13 protein-coding genes are annotated in these 20,006 nt (G+C 66.6%); 8 read left to right on the top strand and 5 right to left on the bottom strand.

What is annotated here, in order from left to right:
• Position 1 precedes the first annotated feature (1 nt).
• The 3 genes from BZB76_RS05580 to BZB76_RS05590 all read left to right on the top strand — a co-directional run bounded on the left by BZB76_RS05580 (position 2) and on the right by BZB76_RS05590 (position 9,132).
• Entirely contained in the window at positions 2-2,764 is a 2,763-nt protein-coding gene (locus tag BZB76_RS05580) for a DEAD/DEAH box helicase (protein ID WP_121433161.1), read from the top strand.
• Positions 2,761-7,764, top strand: a complete 5,004-nt coding sequence (locus tag BZB76_RS05585; protein WP_121433162.1) for an Eco57I restriction-modification methylase domain-containing protein — start codon at positions 2,761-2,763, stop codon at positions 7,762-7,764. Before BZB76_RS05580 ends, BZB76_RS05585 begins: the two co-directional genes overlap by 4 nt.
• 135 nt (positions 7,765-7,899) lie before the next feature.
• Complete coding sequence (locus BZB76_RS05590; protein WP_170180518.1) at positions 7,900-9,132, top strand: GTPase; 1,233 nt, start codon at positions 7,900-7,902, stop codon at positions 9,130-9,132.
• A 176-nt stretch (positions 9,133-9,308) separates the two neighbouring features.
• Here BZB76_RS05590 and BZB76_RS05595 read toward each other — a convergent pair whose 3' ends face one another.
• The 3 genes from BZB76_RS05595 to BZB76_RS05605 all read right to left on the bottom strand — a co-directional run bounded on the left by BZB76_RS05595 (position 9,309) and on the right by BZB76_RS05605 (position 10,753).
• Positions 9,309-9,569 (bottom strand): DUF397 domain-containing protein, encoded by a 261-nt coding sequence (locus tag BZB76_RS05595; protein WP_121433164.1) that lies wholly within the window; start codon positions 9,567-9,569, stop codon positions 9,309-9,311.
• 183 nt (positions 9,570-9,752) lie between these two features.
• Positions 9,753-9,941 (bottom strand): DUF397 domain-containing protein, encoded by a 189-nt coding sequence (locus BZB76_RS05600; RefSeq protein WP_121433165.1) that lies wholly within the window; start codon positions 9,939-9,941, stop codon positions 9,753-9,755.
• Entirely contained in the window at positions 9,932-10,753 is an 822-nt protein-coding gene (locus BZB76_RS05605) for a helix-turn-helix domain-containing protein (protein WP_121433166.1), read from the bottom strand. The genes BZB76_RS05600 and BZB76_RS05605 overlap by 10 nt, the downstream gene beginning before the upstream one ends.
• Before the next feature lie 134 nt (positions 10,754-10,887).
• Here BZB76_RS05605 and BZB76_RS05610 point away from each other — a divergent pair, with 134 nt between their 5' ends.
• From BZB76_RS05610 to BZB76_RS05620, 4 genes are all read left to right on the top strand, one after another.
• Positions 10,888-11,283, top strand: coding sequence for an ATP-binding protein (locus BZB76_RS05610; protein WP_121433167.1), 396 nt, complete (start codon positions 10,888-10,890; stop codon positions 11,281-11,283).
• Positions 11,284-11,517: 234 nt separating this feature from the next.
• Complete coding sequence (locus tag BZB76_RS34150; RefSeq protein WP_147449337.1) at positions 11,518-11,745, top strand: hypothetical protein; 228 nt, start codon at positions 11,518-11,520, stop codon at positions 11,743-11,745.
• Between the two features lie 145 nt (positions 11,746-11,890).
• Entirely contained in the window at positions 11,891-12,721 is an 831-nt protein-coding gene (locus BZB76_RS05615; protein WP_121433168.1) for a hypothetical protein, read from the top strand.
• Between the two features lie 153 nt (positions 12,722-12,874).
• Entirely contained in the window at positions 12,875-13,102 is a 228-nt protein-coding gene (locus BZB76_RS05620) for a type II toxin-antitoxin system Phd/YefM family antitoxin (RefSeq protein ID WP_246006761.1), read from the top strand.
• Positions 13,103-13,192: 90 nt separating this feature from the next.
• On the opposite strand, the gene BZB76_RS05625 is transcribed toward BZB76_RS05620, so the two are convergent.
• Positions 13,193-14,176, bottom strand: a complete 984-nt coding sequence (locus BZB76_RS05625; protein WP_121433170.1) for an aminoglycoside phosphotransferase family protein — start codon at positions 14,174-14,176, stop codon at positions 13,193-13,195.
• The gene (locus BZB76_RS05630) at positions 14,173-16,638 is read right to left on the bottom strand and encodes an aminoglycoside phosphotransferase family protein (RefSeq protein ID WP_170180520.1); all 2,466 of its coding nucleotides are present in this window, start codon (positions 16,636-16,638) and stop codon (positions 14,173-14,175) included. The genes BZB76_RS05625 and BZB76_RS05630 overlap by 4 nt, the downstream gene beginning before the upstream one ends.
• Positions 16,639-16,982: 344 nt before the next feature.
• On the opposite strand from BZB76_RS05630, the gene BZB76_RS05635 reads away from it, so the two are divergent.
• Positions 16,983-19,883, top strand: a complete 2,901-nt coding sequence (locus tag BZB76_RS05635; protein WP_147449338.1) for a tetratricopeptide repeat protein — start codon at positions 16,983-16,985, stop codon at positions 19,881-19,883.
• Positions 19,884-20,006 lie beyond the last annotated feature (123 nt).

Consider the following 20,006-nt stretch of genomic DNA (forward strand, 5'->3'; position numbering starts at 1 on the left):
CATGTCCGTGTCCGACACCTCCTACCCGCCCGGTGCCCGGATCGAGGTCCGCGACGCCGAGTGGATCGTCCGCACCTGCGTGCCCGTCGCGGACGGCCACAAGATCACGGCGGTGGGGGCGTCGGAGTTCGTCCGGGACGAGGAGGCGGTGTTCTTCACCGACCTGGAGGACGTCAGCCTGCTCCGCCCGGAGGAGACCGTCCTGGCGCAGGACGGAACACCCCGGTTCGCCAAGTCCCGCCTGTTCCTTGAGGCGGTACTGCGCCGCACCCCGCTCCCGCAGACGGAACGCGGGTTGGCGCTTTCCGACCGTTTCCTGCTGGACCCGCTCGTCTACCAGCAGCGTCCCGCCGAACTGGCGCTGCGGAACGTCCGCCCACGCCTACTGATCGCGGACGTCGTCGGCCTCGGCAAGACCCTGGAGATCGGCCTGATTCTGGCGGAGCTGATCCGCCGCGGACGCGGCGAGCGGATCCTGGTCGTCACCCCGCAGCAGGTCCTCGAACAGTTCCAGCGGGAGCTGTGGACACGGTTCGCGATCCCGCTGATCCGCCTCGACTCCGTAGGCATCGAACGCATCCAGCAGGAGCTTCCCGCCGGACGCAACCCGTTCACCCACTACAAGCGCATCATCGTGTCGGTCGACACGCTGAAGAACGAAGGCAAGTACGGGCAGCACCTGGAGCACATGCACTGGGACGCCGTCGTCATCGACGAGTCGCACAACCTCATCGGGGAGAGCACCCTGCGCAACCGGCTGGCGAAACTGCTGGCCCGCCGCACGGACGCGCTGGTCCTCGCCAGCGCCACCCCCCACAACGGCAAGGCCAGGTCGTTCGCCGAGCTGATCCAGATGCTCGACCCGGCCGCGATCGTGGACGAGGAGGAGTACGAGCCGAAGGAGATCGACCACCTCTACATCCGGCGCACGAAGATCAGTCCGGAGGTCCGGGACCAGATGGGCGCGAAATGGCCGGACCGTGGGCCGTCCGTCCCCATCACCTGCCCGGCCACCCCGAACGAGGAGAAGGTCTTCGAGGAGCTCACCCGGGTGTGGCTCGCTGGTGACACGCGCACCGGCGGCCCCGTCGTCGACTCCCGCAACCGGCTGTTCCCGTACACGCTGCTGAAGGCGTTCCTGTCGTCGCACCGCGCGTTGCGGACCACGGTCGCGAACCGGCTCCGCAACGCCAAGGACGACCGCGAGATCCGCGCCCTCACCACGTTGCAGGAACTCGCCGACCAGATCACCGACGAGGACTCGGCCAAACTGGACGCCCTCGTCCGCGAACTGGAGCGGATCGGCGTCCGGCACGGCACCCGCGCCGTGGTGTTCTCCGAAAGCGTCGAAACGGTGAAGTGGCTGGCGGACGTCCTGCCGAAGCGCCTGAAGCTGCCCGCCAAGGCGGTCGATCTCATGCTCGGCAGCGGCATGACCGACCAGCAGCAGATGCAGATCATCGAACGGTTCGGGTTGAGCGGCAGCGACGTCCGGCTCCTCATCACCACCGACGTCACGTCCGAGGGCGTCAACCTCCACAGACAATGCCATCACCTCGTCCACTACGACGTGCCGTGGAGCCTCATCCGAATCGAGCAGCGCAACGGACGCATCGACCGCTACGGGCAGAAACACCAGCCGCAGTTCTCCGCACTACTACTGACCTCAACCGTCGACGGCGTCAAAGACGACCGAACGGTATCGGCGAAACTCCTGGCCAAAGAGGAGACCGCACACCGCGCGTTCGGCACCGCCGAGGCCATCACCGGCGAGTACCGCCCGGAGGCGGAGGAACGCCGATTGATCCAGGACCTCCTCGCGGGCAGGACCGTCGAGGAGGCCGTCCCCGACCAGCCCATCGACGACTTCCTCGCCGACTTCCTCGGCCCCGTGGACGCCCAGGTCACCGAGGGCGCGCCCGCCCGCGCGGACGTCCCGCGCCTGTTCGCCGACACCCGCGAGTTCGTCGGCGAGGCCATCGACACGCTCGGCCTGCTGCCCGGCCTGGAGGACGACGGCGCGCTCCTCGCCTTCACCCCGCCCAGGGATCTCGTGCACCGGCTGTCCGCGCTGCCCGCCGACTACCTGCGCACCCACGACGTGAAGAAGCGGATGAAGGTCACCTTCGACCGCGACCTCGCGACCCGCAAGCTCGCCGAGGCCCGCGACCTGAAGACCCTGTGGCCCGACATCGCGTACCTGTCCGACCTGCATCCCCTCGTCGACTGGGTGACGGACAAAGTCCTCGTCCAACTCGACCGGCAGACCGCCCCCGTCGTCACCGCCCACGTCGACGAACCGACCTACCTGGTCCAGGGCGTCTACTCCAACCACTTCGGCCAGCCGACCGTCGTGGAATGGATGGCGGTCGCGTCCGGCCGGGTCCTGCCCGGGAAGATGCCCGAGATCCTCTCCGCCGCCGGAGTCGGACCGAACATGACGAACACGGGCCGTCCCATCGACCTCGCCCCGCTCACCGAACGGCTCCCCGACGCCGTCGCCACCGCACGCCGCCACCTCGAAGAACGCCGCGCCCACTACGACGCGGAGATCGTCGCGCCGCTCAACGACTACCGCGACCACCTGGAATCCTGGCGGCAGCTCACCCTCGACGGCACCCACGTGTCCCAGCGGAGGAAGAAGGAGGAACGCGTGGACGACACCGTCGAACGGCAGCAGCGACTCCTTGACTCCTTGCAGACCACCGGCGAGCCACTGCTCCGGGTCCTCGCCGTCCTCGTCCCCCAGGAGGCAGCGAAGTGAGGCTCGACTCGCTGGTCAACCGCGGCGACTACTTCTCCGCGCACTACCTGGCCGAGGTGCTGCCGAAGGACGTCAAACGGGGCTTGCACGTCCGCTGGACGGACGAGGAGAAGGACGGCCGCGTCACCCCGCGCAAAGGCCTCCGGGCGCTCGGCAAACCGTACTTCGCGGACCGCAAGTACTTCGCCGACCATGACGAACTGGCCCGCGCCGACGACCTCGACCAGCGCGACATGCCCGACGAATGGACGAAGCGGCTCGGTGAACTCCACGGCACCATCCTCCGTGCCCTCGGATACGAGGCGGAGCCCCGCGCACTGACCGTCCGCCGAACGGACGAGGACCACACCGTCCAGGTCGCCTACGCCGACGAGCACCTCATCGCCATCGAGTGCGGCTGGGCGACCGACGTGGACGCCGCGATGGACGCGCGCCTCCTCCACCCCCTCCAGCTCCCACCGAACCAGCTGATCGAGGACGGCACCGAACTCGCGTCCTGGCTGCACCGGATCGACGAACCGCCCCGCTACGTCCTGATCCTCGCCGGAGGCGTCATCGTCCTCGCCGACCGCGCCGGTTGGGGCGAGGGCCGGTACATCGCCGCCAGCCTCGACGTCGCGCTCGGCCGCAACGACCCGGCGGAACTGGAGGTCATCGCCGCGCTGTTCGGCGCCGACTCGCTGCTGCCCCCCGCCGAAGGCGGAGACGAACCGCTCGCCGAACTGCTCACCAGCTCCCGCAACCACGCGGTCGGCGTGTCCAAGGAGCTGCGGGACGGCCTCAAAGAATCCGTCGAACTCATCGCCAACGAGGTCCTGGACCGCATCCGGGAACAGGGCGCCGACCCCGAAGACGTCATGGAACCGCGCGAACTCGCCGACCAGCTCGGCCGCGAGTCGCTGCGATACCTGTACCGGATCCTGTTCCTGCTGTACGCGGAGGCCCGTCCCGAACTCGGCATCCTCCCCACCAAGGACCAGGACTACCTCAAGGGCTACGGCCTCGCCCGCCTCGGCGACCTGGTGGTCCGCGACCTCACCGGCGAACAGTCCCGCAACTCGTTCCACCTGTACGAGTCGCTCGACCTGCTGTTCCGGATGGTGAACAAAGGACACCGCCCCCGCAACGGCCACGACGACGACACCCCCGACGGCGAGGGCCTGCGCTTCGAACCCCTCCGCTCCGACCTGTTCGAGCCGCAGTCGGTGAAACTCATCGGCTCCATCACCGTGGACGACGACGAGGACGAACGCGTCATCGACACCCGGCTCCGCAACGGAACCTTGCACCGCGTCCTGCGCCGCCTCATGCTCACCAAGGGCCGCCGCAAGGAACGTGGTGGGTTCATCTCGTACGCGCAGCTCGGCATCAACCAGCTCGGCGCCGTGTACGAGGGCCTGATGTCGTACACCGGGTTCATCGCCCGCGAGGACCTGTACGAGGTCGCCAAGAACGGCGACCCCAAGGACGGCTCCTGGATGATCCCCGCATCCAAGGCCGACGACTACCCACAGGACGTCTTCGTCCGCCGCACGGACCAGACCGAGGAAGAGTTCGTCCGCTACGACAAGGGCACGTTCGTCTACCGCCTCGCAGGCCGCGACCGCGAAACCTCGGCGTCGTACTACACGCCCGAGTCACTGACCCAGGTCACCGTCCAACTCGCTCTCAAGCATCGACTCGACCAGGACGGGACGACCACGACGGCCCGCGAGATCCTCGGCTGGAAGATCTGCGAGCCCGCCCTCGGCTCCGGCGCCTTCCTCAACGAGGCCATTAACCAGGTCGCCGCCGAATACCTCAAGCGCCGCCAGAAGGAACTCGGCCGGGACATCGACCCGGACGACTACGAGACCGAGCTGCAACGCGCCAAGGCCTACATCGCGCTGCACAACTCGTACGGCGTCGACCTGAACGACACCGCGATCGAGCTGGCCGAGGTGTCCCTCTGGCTGAACGTCATGCACCCCGGCCTCCAGGCCCCCTGGTTCGGCCTGCACCTACGTCGAGGCAACTCCCTCATCGGCGCGGGCCGCAAGGTCTACGACGCGGCGCAGCTCACCAAGGGCACCTGGCTGAAGGAAGCCCCGGAGGAAATCCCCTTCCGCGACGGCGAGATCCCGTCCGGCAAGGTCCACCACTTCTTGCTCCCCGCCGAAGGCTGGGGAGCCGTAGCCGGAGCCAAGGAAGCGAAGAACCTGGCCCCCGACCAGGCAAAGCAACTGGCCGCCTGGCGCAAGAAGATGAGGGCCAGGGTCTCCGACAAGGGCCGCAAGACAACCCAACTGAAGCGCCTCCAGGCCCTGACGAAGCGCGCCGAGTACCTGTGGGAACTGGTCATCCAGCGCCTCACCATCTCCGAACGCGAGATCAGCCGCGCCATCAACGTCTGGGGCGCCGACTGGATCGACCAGCCGGAAAACGCCGTCCCCAAAGAGAAGGTGTACGCCGACCTGACGGCTCCTGGCACCCCGTACTGGCGCCTGAAGACGGTCATGGACGCCTGGTGCGCCCTCTGGTTCTGGCCCCTCGACAAGGCTGACCTCTTGGACGGCACCGCCGACGTTTACGGCACCAAGGCGGACGAACTAGAGCCCGTCCACACCATCGCCGACGACGAAAACCGCCCCACCCCAGAACCTGAGGCCACCGGCCTCTCACCGGTTTATGTGACCGACTCGCTCTTCGGCACAGAGCCCGAGCAACTCGACCTCACGGGTGCCGTGTCTCAGGCCAATGTCGCCACAGGCGGCGGCGTCAAATGGAAGCAGACCAAGGCCCGCAAACCTTCCCTGGACCAGGTCCGCCGAGTCATCCCCCTGGCCTCCCTGGACGACTGGCTCGACTTCGCCGAAGCCGTCCTCGGCCGCGCGGACGTCCCAGCAGACTCACTGGCCCACCATTTCAGCAACCTCACCGAGTTGGCGGAGTACGAAGACCAGCTCCCCAGCTGGACCGGCATGGACGACGCCATCTCGGGACTCAACGAACGCTTCCTCTGGCTCGCCACTGCTGAAGACATCAGTAAAGAGCAGGCCTTCTTTCACTGGGAACTCATGTTCGCGCAGGTCTTCAGGGACGGTGGATTCGATATCCAGGTTGGCAATCCCCCCTGGGTGCGGCCTCGCTGGCAGGAGGATGCAGTTCTGGCTGAGCTGAAGCCATGGTTCAAGCTTGTCGACAAACCAAGTGTAGAGAAATGGCGCGAAGAAAAGCGGAGTGTGCTTAAGGACGCTACACCCAGAGGTGTCTTTCTTGTTGAGATGTCCTTGAATGCGGGTACCGTAGAGTTTCTTGGCTCAGGAAGTATGTATCCCTTGCTTTGTGGGACGCAGCCTGACTTCTACCGTGCCTTCATGTGTCGCACGTGGGCCAGCCTCAGCCCGCAGGGGGTCGTGGGGCTGATACACCCTGACAGTCACTTCGGTGGAGTTAAAGAAGGTTTGCTTCGCGCTGCTTCGTACCGGCATCTGCGAATACATGGGCACTTCACAAATGTAGGAAACTGGGCCTTTCCTAATCCAGTCAGCAGGAAGACCGAATTTGGACTTCATGTATACGGCGTGAGTCAAGGGATCAATTTCGTCAACGTTAGTTGGCTGTTCCACTCAAGTACCTTGATTGAATCACTTGTGCATGATGGCAGCGGGCCCTCCGTTGGACTGAAGTACAAGGGAAGTTGGGATCTTCGTCCACATGCGGAGCGCCTCGTTACTGTGGACGTGGCATTGCTGCAAGAGTGGCGGCGACTTCTGGGACACCAAGGCAGGCCTGAAGAGGCTCCATTGCTTACTCCAGCGACCACGGCCGAGCAGGAGGCAATGTCTGCACTTGCGGGAATAACGTACCGTCTACGGGCTCAAAAGCTACGAATCAGTCGCGGGTATGATGAAGCGAACGCAAAGAAGGAAGGCGTTATTCGCTGGGATACACGCAGGCGTGAATCAATTAACGAAATCATCTTGCAGGGACCGCATTTTTCGCAAGCAACGCCGTTCAGTAAGCAGCCCAATATTCCGTGCAAAAACAACCAAGACTGGTTGGCGTGGGATCACGTCCGGCTATCGAGTAACGCTTTGCCGGTAACGAACTACGTTCGGGCAACCGACGAGACTTCATATCTTGCCGCGCAAGACCAGTGGTCAATGCATGAGGCTCTACCGCGCCCCTATACTGCATTCTATCGACTGGCCTGGCGTCGCATGATCCCACTTGCGAATGAGCGTTCCTTGTTTGCTGCGCTAATTCCGCCTGGGCCTGCACATGTAAACGCGGTTCACACTCTTGCAATACCGGAGACTAGATGCACGGCGCTGGCGGCCGGATTCTGGGCTGCCTTGCCACTGGATTATCTACTAAGAATCTCAGGACGAGCTGACCTGCAAATCGGTGACGCGCCGAATATGCCAGCTGCTGACCCAGGCCATCCGCTGGCTACAGCGCTGTTGCTACGGACTCTTCGGCTCAACTGCATGACCGATGCCTACGCTGATCTTTGGGCTGAGTTGTACGATTCTTCTTGGAGTAGCGAAAGCTGGGCAGCAGACTGGCCTGGGCTGGCTCCCCTAAACGACTCGGCCGCCATGACGTCCGAGTGGAACTATGGCACACCGCTCCGCACCGAGCGTGAACGTCGGGCGGCCCTGGTCGAGTTGGATGCGATGGTTGCGCTCTGGCTTGGCATGACGGCCGAGCAACTTGTGGCGATCTATCGGTCTCGGTATCCCGTCCTGTCCGACTATGAGGCGCAGATCTGGTTTGACGCTAACGGGCGGAAAATTGCAGGCAATCACAACACGTTTGGCTATGGGCAGACCAAGGAGCACTTCAAGCAGCTTCAAGAGCATCTCGACCCTGAGGTCAATGGTCCCGTCCCGGACGGGTATGAGGCGCCGTTTTACAAGGCGGATCGGGAAAACGAGTATCGGGAGGCGCATGCGGTGTTTGCGGAGCGGCTTCGGGCGTCCGGGTGGGATGGTCCTATCGCTGATGGGCGGTAGGGCTTGAGTTGTGGTGTGGTTTCTGCGGCCGGGTGTGGACGTGGGATGCATGGCGTAGTCCGATAGAATTGGCCCACCACCCCACAAGTAGGACGAGGGTCGAAGATGGCGGATGAGCAAGGTGATCAGTCGTACATGAACCGCGTTCTGAAGCAACTGTCGGGCGTGCTCGACGAGTTGCCGAAGCCGGTGCGGAGCGCGGTAAAGAGGGAAATCGAGGAGCTGCACGGCCTGTTGCACGAGCGGCGTTCGCCGCGGGTCATGGTCCTCGGCCGCCGGGGTGCGGGGAAGTCTCAGCTCATCAACGCCATCGCTTCCGCGAAGCTTCGTCCCGTTGGTCATGTGACGGCGCAGACCGGGGCCGCCAAGTGGGAGACGTTGCAGTTCGGCGGGCGCTCGGTCGAAGTACTCGACACTCGGGGTGTGCAGGAGGGGTCGCAGCCTACGGAAGAGGACCCCAACGTCACGGTCGAAGAGTCACTGCGCGCCGCCATCTCCGACCACTGCCCGGACGTGATTCTCTTCTGCGTCCAGGCCCGACAGGTCGATTCCGCGATCAACGCCGACCTCGACTTCGCGGAAATGTCGCTGCGTGCAGCCTTGGACGAGCAGGGCGATGTGTCGGAAGAAGCCCGGGTCAAGATTATTCCGGTGCTCACGCAATGCGATCAGATGGAGCCCTCCGATGTCCGTTTGGATGAGGGCGATCCGGAGAAGATGCAGCACGTGAACGAGGCGGTTGAGGTATTCAACCGGCATTTGCGCGGACGCGATTTCCTGTGGAAGCACGTAGCTTCCGGGGCGATACCCGTCTGTGCCTCCTTCTATCTGTTCCCAGACGAGCGGGTCAACCCCAACCGTGACTACCGGTGGGGCATCGAGCGGCTTGCCGTGCAGATCGCCGAGACCATTCCTAGTGAGGCGTTGTTGGAGTTCACGCGCCTCGCCCAGTTTCGGCAAATCCAAGAGAAGCTGGCGAAGAGGGTAGTCCTGCTCTTCGCCGGTATCTGCGGCGCCACCGGATTGTCGCCGATGCCGGTGGCGGACATGCCGATCATCACCTCACTCCAAATCATGATGGTCGTTGTCATTGCGTACATCTCGGGGCGGGAGATGTCACTGGACACGGCACGTGACTTCCTGGCGGGCCTCGGCATCAACGTGGGCGCCGGTTTCGTCCTTCGCGAGGCCGCCCGTGCCCTGGTCAAAATCATTCCGGTGGCCGGGAACGTGATCTCCGGGACCATCGCGAGCGGCGCCACAAAGGTCATCGGCAACGCGGCCATCAGTTACTACATCGGCCACAAGTCCATGTCCGACGTCCAGAAGAAGTTCAAGCGCGGCCTACGCGAGATCGAGGCCACCTGACAACACGGCACGAGTCCGAGCGTCTCCACGGCTAAGGCCCCGACACTAAAACGGAACCAGCGAGGAACCGCTCCGCATGACGCGGGACCGGTCGGGGTGGGTAACCAGGGCAAGCAGGACCACGATCAGCTCGTCCATCTAGACACTCTCAGGCACCGTCTCAGGATGTTGGACGGTCAGCGCGTGTCGGCGGCGGCCTGGACGGCGGTGCGCAGGGCCGCGCGGGTCAGCAGGAGGACGGGACCGTCCGGGTCCTTGCTGTCCCGCATCGCCACCACCCCGGCCACATCCGCCAACTCCACGCAGTCCCCGCCGTTCTCGCCACTGCGGTGAGCCTTGCGCCAATGCGTGTCGCGAACGCTCGCCAGTTCGACGCAGTTCCCGCCGTTGGACGTCGTGTAGCTGCTCTTACGCCAGTTGAGGTTTTCCAGGGGCATGGAGCCAGTGTCGGGCGCATGGTCGAGCTTGTCAGCGGGCGCGTCCGCTCGTCCGAGGTCACCTTTGGGATAGGGCGACCAGCGCGGGCCAGGACCGTGTGAGGGATGAGGGGCGGCGGGTCGTCCGGGTCCGGGGGGATGGGACGACTCGCCGCTACTCGGTGGGTTAAAGGTGCTGGTTGGTCAGTGGGTCTCGGTGGCGGACTGGACGGCGGTGCGCAGGGCCGCCCGGGTCAGCAGGAGGACGGGGCCGTCCGGGTTCTTGCTGTCCCGCACCGCCACCACCCCGGCCACGTCCGCCAGCTCGACGCAGTCACCGCCGTTGGAAGCGCTGCGGGTGCTCTTTCGCCACTTGGCGTCGCTCAGGTCCATTTGTCGTGGGCCACCTTTCTGATCAACTCGCGCGACATCTCTTGGGTGAGGGCTCGCGAGCCGAGGGCAACCAGGGTCTTCGCCAGGATGGACAGGTCTGCGGGGTCGTCTGTCGTGATGGGACGTACAGCCGTCTCGATATACGCGACCTCGCTGCGATCGGCCATCGTCGCGATCACGAATGCGCCCGTGTTGCCGTCGTGCTCGCCGCTTCCCAAGACTACTTGAACCGTGACGTTGGGCAACGTACTCATCTCTATGAGGTGCTCGAGTTGCTCCCTCATCGTCTCGACGGTGCCGACCTGGTTGTGTAGTACGTGCTCGTTGAGGAGCACCAGGTAGGTCGGGGACGGTGCCTCGTCGTCCTCGGGCTTCTTGGTGAGAATGGCCTGACGGGCGATCCGCGCCTCCGCAGCGGCTTCGTTGCCATGCAGGATCGCCACCGCGTACGCCGGGGTCTGCACCAGACCAGGCATCACGGAATGCTGCCAGGTGACCAGCATCGCCGCGTCCGTCTCGATTTTCGGCCAGTCGAACCACAGTGGGACGGGATGTCCGTCTTTGTTGAGGTCTTGCCAGAGATTGATTAGCGCGCCACCTGCCTCCAGGTAGTCGTCCACCAGCTCCACAAAGGAGCGGGTGGCGCGCTTCTTGCCATTCTCGATCTTGCTGACCTGTGGTCCGCTCACCTGTGTGAGGTGAGCGATGGTCTCTTGCTTGATCCCTTTGGCCTCACGCATCCGGCGCATCTGTCGGCCGAAGGCGATAAGGGCGGGGGAATCGCTGGGGCGCCGCTGACGTCGAGGGGACATGGCCCTTGCCTTTCGATGGAAGGTGCCTTGACGGGGGGTGATGTTCCATTGGTTGCCGCCTTGTTAGGGCAACCACATTTTAAAGCGTTGGTGGCTCACTGTGTGCTGTACGACACACAACGTGAGGAGTGATCATGGTTCAGGCGGCGGTGGAGAACGCGATGGTGGTGAAGCAGGACCTCAGGGTGGTCGGGGAGGTGCGGCGGTTCGTGCGGCTGGTCACCGGCCAGTGGGGCATGGACGACTTCGTCCCGTGCCTGGTGGCCAGCGAACTGGTCACCAACGCGCTCCAGCACACCTCCAGGCTGGACGACGACGTGACCCTGCGACTGGGCCGCACCGACGACGGCGCCCTCTGGATGGAAGTCCAAGACACCACCCCCGCCCTCCCCCACATGCCGGAGACAGACCCGATCAGCGAAGCGGGCCGGGGCCTGCTCATCGTCGACCAGCTCTGCCGCTGCTGGGGCGTCCGCCCCCTGGCCGACAACACCGGCAAAGTCGTCTTCGCGGTCATCGACGCGGCTTGAAGACCAGCGGAGGGGCGGTCGGAGGGGGCCGCCTCTCCGCACCTTCATACCCCTCCTCCCACCCCTGCCGAGGACCCGGCGTCCCGTTCCGCTTCCCCCTAGATGGAACGGACGCCACTGGGGAGGAGGTCGCGCGGACGAGGTGCCCCCTAGCTGCCCGCCCGCGCGACCTCACTCCCGGCAACTCCTGCGAACGCCGTCCGAACCCCACGGGCCGGTGACCGAAAGGACCACGTGCGTAACGTGCTCAGAAAAGTCTGGGAGCGCTGGCAACTCGAAGTGTTGCGGATGCGCTTCCCAAGCTGGGACATCGCCCGCATCGACCACGATGTCTGGCGCGTCAGCCGACCACCGGTCACCCGCGTAATCGTGGGCTCCATCGACACGGCCCGCGAAGAGATGGCCTGGTTCGACGACCTCTTCGCCAACGGCCTCCTCCACCAACCCCGCCGCCGCCTCTGACCCACCCCACCCTGCCGCGTCCACGCCGACCCATCCTCCCGATCCAGCGTCCCCATCCCCGAGTCGTCCGCCGCGATCCACGTGACCGTCCGGCGATGGTGCGACGCTGGAGTCCAAGGAAAGCGCGGCCCACGAAGGATTCGAAATGAGCCCACTTGACCGAGCCGAAGCCGCGGTACAGGTGAGCGAGGACGGTTGGTATCGGGTCTCGACTGGTGACCTCGTTCCTGACGCTCCCGACTGGACCATGCGCAACTTCGGCACGTTCAACTTCTCTGAGGGAGACCTTTTCATCGGTACGGGCACCACCACCCATGTCGTCGACATCGCCGTTGAGCTTTGGAGTGAGCCCCCACCCCTGCGCCTTTCCGGCGGCGGGGGTTGGGCAGAGGTCGCGGAGGTCTCCGTCCCTTTCATGGTCGCGCGGTTACGGATCCTGGACGCCGAGGGCTCCCAAGCACTGGCTCTGGACTTCGACGGGGGAGCGGACGACTATCGGCTGCGCCTCTACGCCCGGTACCTCGACGTCCAGCGTCAACGGCACCTGCTACTGCTCTGGCCGTCGCCCAAGGCGCCGAGGTGGACCTACCAGCTCGACGATGACGCTCAGCCGATCGAGCGTCCCGACCGCACCGGCACCGAAACCCTCCAGGCGACGATGAGCGCCGACCAGTTGGACACACTTCGCCTCGAAGTCGAGCAGATGGCGCTCCTGCAAACCTGGGCCGGGGACATTGATGACATCGTGGAGGACTGCCGCCAGATCACCGGCGCCACCGAGCCGCTCACCGCAACGTCCGACGACGTGACGGTCGCGCTGACCGTCCGCCAATGGAAAGTCGTCCTCGCGGTGCTGGAACAGCGAGGCCCAGAGGTGCCCGAACAAGACCGGGCCCGGTGCATCCGGCAGACCCACGAGGTCATCGACACACAGATAGGCGACCGCCTTCCGCCGGGCAGAGTTCTTGGCACCTAACGGCTCGAAGACATCGCCCAGCTCGGTGAGCTACCGCCTGAAACGGCGTCATGTGGCCGGATGCTCCGGGCGCCCAGCGGCTCGCCCACGCCCACGACAGGGCACGCTTTCGTCGGATCCATACGACAACTCGCAATCGACGCCATGCACCTGATGTCCGCGAGTGAGTTTCGCGCGAACCTGGCCGCGGCCATGGACCGCGTCACCGAAGGTCTCGACGAGGTCATCGTGGCCCGGCCCGACCGTGACCCCGTCGTCGTGATCAGCCTGCGCGAGTACGAGTCCCTGAAGGAGACGGCGTTCCTCCTCGGCAATCCCGCCAACGCCCGCCATCTCGCCGCCTCGATCCAGAGCCTGCGCGGCGGCCAGGAACCCGAGTGAAGACTCTCTTCCCACCAGAGGCTTGGACGACCCACCCCTGGGCCCGCGACCTGGTCGACGCCGTCCCGCAGTGAACGTAACCGACGTCCTTCAGCGGGAGCGGAGGGCCTCTTCGACCTGTTGGGTGTCGATGGGAGCGGGGATGTGCCAGTAGGGGCGGGCCGCGTTGAGTTTGGTGGTCAGGGAGTCGACGAGTTGGTGTTGCGGGTATGGGTAGGGGCCGCCCTCGGTGAACAGCCGGGAGTAGCGGACGGAGTCGACGATTGCCGATTTGATGCGTTCGTGGGTCAGGTAGGCGTTCAGGTCGTGTTGCCAGCCGGTGATGCGGTCGGGTGGCATCGCGGCTTGCCAGTGGTTGATCAGGGCTGCTTGTTCCTCGGGGAGGTAGGCCATTTTGTGGATGTGGACGGCCAGGTCGTAGACGGGGTCGCCCCAGAGGGCGAGTTCCCAGTCGAGGAACGTAGAGGCCCCGCCGTCGACGATGACGTTACGGCGGTGGACGTCGGCGTGGACGCAGGTGAAGGGGCGGGGGGTGAGTCCGCGCCACAGGCCGTCCACCGGGGCGAGCGGGTCGGCGGGGATCGCCAGGGCGGTGAACAGGTCGGCGAACTCGGTGCTGAAGGTGTCGTACACGCGCTGTGTCAGGTCGGACAGGAGCCGGGCGAAGGCGGCGGTGTCGGTGTCGGTGGGCCAGGACGAGGGGACGTCCGGGAGCCTGGGAACTTGAGCGAGCTGCGTGAACAGGCTTACGACGTCGTCCAGCACATGGGGCGGGACCGGGACGCCGCGCGGCGCCACGTCGTTGAGGAGGTCACCGGCGACGAACTCGTGCACCTGGAACGGCGGGTCGGCACAGACGTGGAGCAGTCGCGGCGCGTCCCGGACGTGCGGGGCGATGGCGGCGAGGACGCGGTCCTCACGCCAGGGTCGCAGGTCCATCATGTCGGCGCCGTGGATCGGTATCCGGACGATGACCGGCCCATCGGCGGTGTCGACCCGGATGTTGTCGTTGTAGTACCCGGCCGCCGAATCGCCGTGCGCCCTCGCCCGCTCGTACAGGCCCCGCCAGTTCATGCGTCCTCCAACAGGGCCGCCACGAGTGCGCGCGCCCGATCGTCCAGGAATGGCAGCAGGCCTGGTGGGCTGATCTGGGTCCGAGCCCGCTCCGTCACCTGTGCGGTTCGCTCGTCGCTCGCGCCGAGTGCGTCCAGCAGGTGACCGGCGACCATGAGCAGGGTGGGATAGACGTCCGCGGCGACCAGTTCGGCGATGGCCCAGCGGGTGGACGCGACGGCTCCGGCGGTGTCCCCTGTCCGGGCGTGGAGGAACGCGCGGAACAGTTCCGCGCGGGCCCGGCCGGACCTGTAGCGCGCCCGCTCCAGTGCTTCGACGGCCGTCCGGAACGACACCGCCGCCGGAACGTGCTGTCCGAGTCGGAACTGCGCGATGGCCAGGGCGGTGAACGCCTTGCCTATCTCATGGTGGGCGCCGAGTTCGGTCTGCGCGTCGATGGCCTCGGCGGCGGCGTCGAGAGCCCGTGACGGGTCGGTCCAGGCGAGCAGTTCGGCTCGGTTGGTCTTGATGTCCGCCTGGCCGATAACGGCGCCCGCCCGCGTGTACAGCGCGTCGGCCGCCTCCAGTGCGTCGCCTGCCGCGTCGAGGTCGAACCCGAACCGGTGCCCGAGATGCTGGAGGCGGAGCACGTCGCCGCGGAGGATGAGGTCGTCGTCCGGGGCGTCGGCCAGGAGTTTCCGTGCGATGGACTGGGCGTCGCCGAAGCGACCCTGGCACATGTCCAGGTCCGCCATACAGAAACCCGCCCGCAGCCGGACGGGACCACCGTGGTCGTTCCACACCTGGCGGAAGAGGCGCTGCGCTTCGCCGGTCGCACCGGCGATGCGGCGGCCGTGCGCGGCGGCCAGGGCGAGACGTGCGCCCGGTGCACCGTCCAGCGGCCAGTCGATGGACGGAGTCAGGCGTATGGCGGCGTCCGCGTCTCCAAGGAGGACGGCCGACTCCGCCTCCAGGCAGCGGGCCGTCCGGGCGAGGTCCGGGCCGCCGGAATGCGTGTCCAGGTAGTCGCGAACGTCCTGTGCCACGCCGTCGACGCCTTGCTTGCCGCCGTAAGACATGGCCCGGTCCGCGTAGGCGAGGATGCCTCCGCCGTCGAGGGCGCCCGCGTGCAGGCCGCAGTAGGCGGCCTCACGGACGGCGCGGGCCCGGGTGGCGACGCCGTCCTCGGCGGTGTGGTCACCGGCGGCGCGAGAGTCCCAGACGTCGCGGAGCAGGCCATGGACGTCCCGGACGGTGTCGTCGCTCAGCCGGGCGTGCAGTGCGGCGCGCATGAGCTGGTGAAGGCGGCGGCCATGGACACCGGCCGGATAGACGAACGAGTAGGCGGTCAGCGACTCCCAGGCCATCCGATGCCGGGGCAGGTCGAAGGCGTCCGCCACCGCCAGGAAGATCTCATGGTCGAAGATCCGGGCGACGCTCAGCAGCTCGAGTGTGCGGATCTCCTCCGGGGCGACGTGGGCGAGGAATCGTTGCAGGATCTCCTCGGAAGAGACCGCTGCCGCCTGCCGGGCCGTCGTGCCGGTGTCCACGGCCAGGTGAAGGTAGAAGGGGAGACCCTGGCTCGCTGTCGCGATCGCGTGGCGCACGGCGTGGTCGGTGATGCCGCCGTCCGTCAGGAGCTCCAGCCGGGCGGGCATGGGCAGGCCGTCCACGTGCTGGTGCCGGATCACCTCGGCCCAGCCGGGGTCATGGTCGGCCCAGGACAGGGGTTCGCGGCTCGCCATGACGACCACGCCTCGGTCGAGCTGGGCGATCAGGTCGCGGAGCCAGACGTCCTGGGCCATGGCTCGGCCAGACCGTGTCTGGGACGGGACGAGGGCCTCGTACGCGTCGACGAAGACGATGTAAGGACGGTCGGAGCCGTCCCGCAGATCCTCGGCGAAGAGATAGGTGACGGCGTCGGCGAGTTCGGCGTTGGTGAGGTCGTCCAGTTGGCCGAGCGTGGCGTCGGACTTGATCTGTTGCCGCTGCCGCCTCCCGCTCGTGGCCTTACCGAACAGGCGCAGCAGTCCCACCCCCGTACCGAACACGGGGAGCCCGGCCGCGCCGTCGAGGATCTGGGAGAGGGCCTCGCTCTCCTCCACGAAGGGCAGTTCCTTGCTGGAGAGGCGCAGGTGCGGATGGAGCCGCTGCCAGAGGACGGCGTAGGCGATGTCGAAACGATCGAACCGCACGCCTTGACGGCCGAGTTCGACGCGCAGGACCGCCAGGGCGTCCTCCTGCTGCCGCATCGCGGGGACTTGCAGGTCGAGCGTCGCGGTCCGGTGCGTCTCGGCACTGCGCCGCCCGAGTTCCTGGAGCAACCGAGACTTGCCGATGCCGCCGACCCCGACCACGTTGAACACGCACGGTGAGTCTCGCGTGGTTTGTAGGACCTCTGCGAAAGCGGCGAGTGTCGGCTCCCTGTCCACGAACGGACGGTGCAGCGCGGCCACCCGCCGGAAACGAGGTTCCAGAGGCATGGACTTCTCCCGGGGTGCTGGTGCTCCTTCCGCCCACCGCGTTGTGGACGGCAACGGGGTTCCGTCCCGACCCTAACGAGACCCAGCCGGTCATGCTTTGGCGCGGACTCCGCCAGAGGGCTGCCCGCATGATGCGGAGTGGTGGGAGCGCCTCGCCCACGCCCGTGACCAATTCTGGACCGAAGGCGAGACCGTTACGGGCGAACGCCGGTGCTGATCTTCCCGTCGGAGTGATGATGTCGGGTATGACACGTGGTGTGACGACCCAGACCGGGCCCTTGCGGGAAGGGACGTAGGCCGTGGTCCCGGCGGGTTTCAAGCGGCGGACGCGGGGCGGGCAGTTGGTGGCCGACTCGGTGGTGTTCGGGTCGGTGAACCAGATCGCCGGGGTCCAAGGCGATGTGCGGATCGAGGCCGAGCGACCGCTGTACCGGCTGGAGGCCCTGCCCGCTGCCGGGCCGGTGGTGCCGGTGGAGGACGCGCGCCGACGTCCGGGTCTACTACTGCAAGCGGGTTTGCAACAGGTGCCGTTCGCCGGTCGAGACGAGCAACTGGATCGGTTAGAGACGTGGCGGGAGGACCGGTCGGGCGCACCGGTGTTGCTGGTGCACGGGCCGGGCGGTCAGGGCAAGTCCCGGCTGGCCGCACAGTTCGGCGCGAAGTCCCTGGAAGTGGGGTGGCGGGTGTTGGTGGCCCGGCACGCCGACGACCCGGCCGCGCTGGCCGCAGCCGATACCCATCAGGCTGAGGAGCCGCGCCGGGAGGCGGGGGCGCTGTTGCTGGTGGACTATGCCGAGCGGTGGCCGGTGACCGATCTGCTGGCCTTGCTGGCCGACGCCGCCGGGCAGGGGGCGCGGGTGCTGTTGCTGGCACGTCCGGCGGGCCCGTGGTGGTCCACCCTGGCGTTCAACATCGCCAAGTTCACCGCGACGGCTGCCCCGGTCCGGTTGCCGCCGTTGGGGGATCAGATCGACCGGGAGCAGTTGTTCACCGACGCCCGCGACGCCTTCGCCCGAGCCCTGCAAGTCTCCCCGGATTCGGTGCAGCCGCCGGTGGACCTGGAAACCCAGCCGGGCTTCGGGCTGGTGCTGGCGGTGCACATGGCGGCGCTGGCCGCAGTCGACGCCGCCTCGCGCGAGGTGGTGGCCCCGCAAGATCTGGCGGCGGTCTCTGGATATCTGCTGGCCCGAGAGCGTGACCACTGGCGGTGGTTGCACCGCAACGCCGACGTGGCCGTGGACGTCGGTGCGATGGGACAGGCGGTCTACCTAGCGGTGCTGACCGGCTCCCAGACCTACGATGATGGCCTGTTGGCGGTGCGGGCGGCGCAGATCGGCACCAGCGTGCACCCCGACCGGATCCTGAAAGACCACGCGGTCGCCTACCCGCCGCACGCCTCCGACAGCGTGTTGGAACCGTTGTATCCCGATCGCCTCGGCGAAGACCTGCTCGCCCTGTCGACCCCTGGCCACCACAGCGACAGCGACTACCCCGCCGATCCCTGGGCGTCCCAGGCCGCCGCCCGCATCATCACTGCCACCACCACCGACGACGGTGGTGCGCGGGACGCGGGAAGCCAAAAGGATGGGCCGGTGTGGGCGAGGCCCGCGCTGACCACCTTGGTGCAGGCCGCAGCCCGCTGGCCGCACATCGCCACCACCCAGCTAGCCCCGCTGCTGACCGAACATCCGCACCTGGCGCTGAGCGCCGGAGGCGCCACTCTGGCCGCCCTGGCAGATATCGACACCCTCGATATCACCGTGCTGGAGACCATCGAGGCCGTCCTGCCCGAAGACTCGCACGTGGAGTTGAACGCCGGGATCGCCGCCGTGACCCAGCGACTGGCCACCCACCGCCTGACCACCACTGACCCCGCCCAACGCGCCCGCATCCACGACAACCTCGCGGTTCGCCTCTCGCATGCTGGCCAGCGAAACCACGCCCTGACCGAAGGACAACAAGCCCTCCACACCTGGCGCCACCTGGCCGCCACCAACCCCACCGCCTACCTGTCCAACCTGGCCGCCTCGTTGAACAACCACGCGCTGCGGTTGGCGGAGGTGGGGCGGCGTGATGAGGCGCTGCCGGTCTCGCAGGAAGCTGTTGAGCTGCGCCGGGAGTTGGCTGCCGCCAATCGGGCCGCTTTCCTGCCCGACCTGGCGACCTCGTTGAACAACCACGCGAATCGGTTGGCGGAGGTGGGGCGGCGTGATGAGGCGCTGCTGGTCTCGCAGGAAGCTGTTGAGCTGCGCCGGGAGTTGGCTGCCGCCAATCGGGCCGCTTTCCTGCCCGACCTGGCGACCTCGTTGAACAACCACGCAGCCCTGTTGGCGGAGGTGGGGCGGCGTGATGGGGCGCTGCTGGTCTCGCAGGAAGCTGTTGAGCTGCGCCGGGAGTTGGCTGCCGCCAATCGGGCCGCTTTTCTGCCCGACCTGGCGACCTCGTTGAACAACCACGCAGCCCTGTTGGCGGAGGTGGGGCGGCGTGATGGGGCGCTGCCGGTTTCTCGGGAAGCTGTTGAGCTGCGCCGGGAGTTGGCTGTCGCCAATCGGGCCGCTTTCCTGCCCGACCTGGCGATGTCGTTGAGCAATCACGCGGTGCGGTTGGCGGAGGTGGGGCGGCGTGATGAGGCGCTGCTGGTCTCGCAGGAAGCTGTTGAGCTGCGCCGGGAGTTGGCTGTCGCCAATCGGGCCGCTTTCCTGCCCGACCTGGCGATGTCGTTGAGCAATCACGCGGTGCGGTTGGCGGAGGTGGGGCGGCGTGATGAGGCGCTGCTGGTCTCGCAGGAAGCTGTTGAGCTGCGCCGGGAGTTGGCTGTCGCCAATCGGGCCGCTTTCCTGCCCGACCTGGCGATGTCGTTGAACAACCACGCGCTGCGGTTGGCTGAGGTGGGGCGGCGTGATGAGGCTTTGCCGGTCTCGCAGGAAGCTGTTGAACTGCGCCGGGAGCTGGTCGCCACCAACCCGGCCGCTTACCTACCCGCTCACACCCGGAGCATCACGGTGCTGGGGCATGTGCTGGTGCTGGACGCTCGGTTCGGTGAGGCGGTCGCTCCTTTGGTGGAGGCATTGGTGGCCGCGGAGAAGCTTCCCGAGTACGACCAGGGCATCGTCGTCGTGGTCATTGATCTGCTGCGCCGCTGTCATGCCGGGGACGCCGCTGGAGTGGACGAGGTGTTTCGGGCGGTCACCGGTCAGGACGTTCCGGAGTGGATGAAGCAGCCACCCGATCCGGACGAGCTCTGAAGCGCCGCTGATCGGTCCGTGCCTCGCCGGGGCGAGGCTTGTGGTTCCAGACTTGGCCGGATTGGGGCGGTTTTTGCGTCGTCCGGAACGTGGTGAGGTCAGGGCGTAGGGTCGTACGGGCGC

It is taken from the genome of Actinomadura pelletieri DSM 43383, assembly GCF_003634705.1.
GTDB lineage: Bacteria > Actinomycetota > Actinomycetes > Streptosporangiales > Streptosporangiaceae > Spirillospora > Spirillospora pelletieri.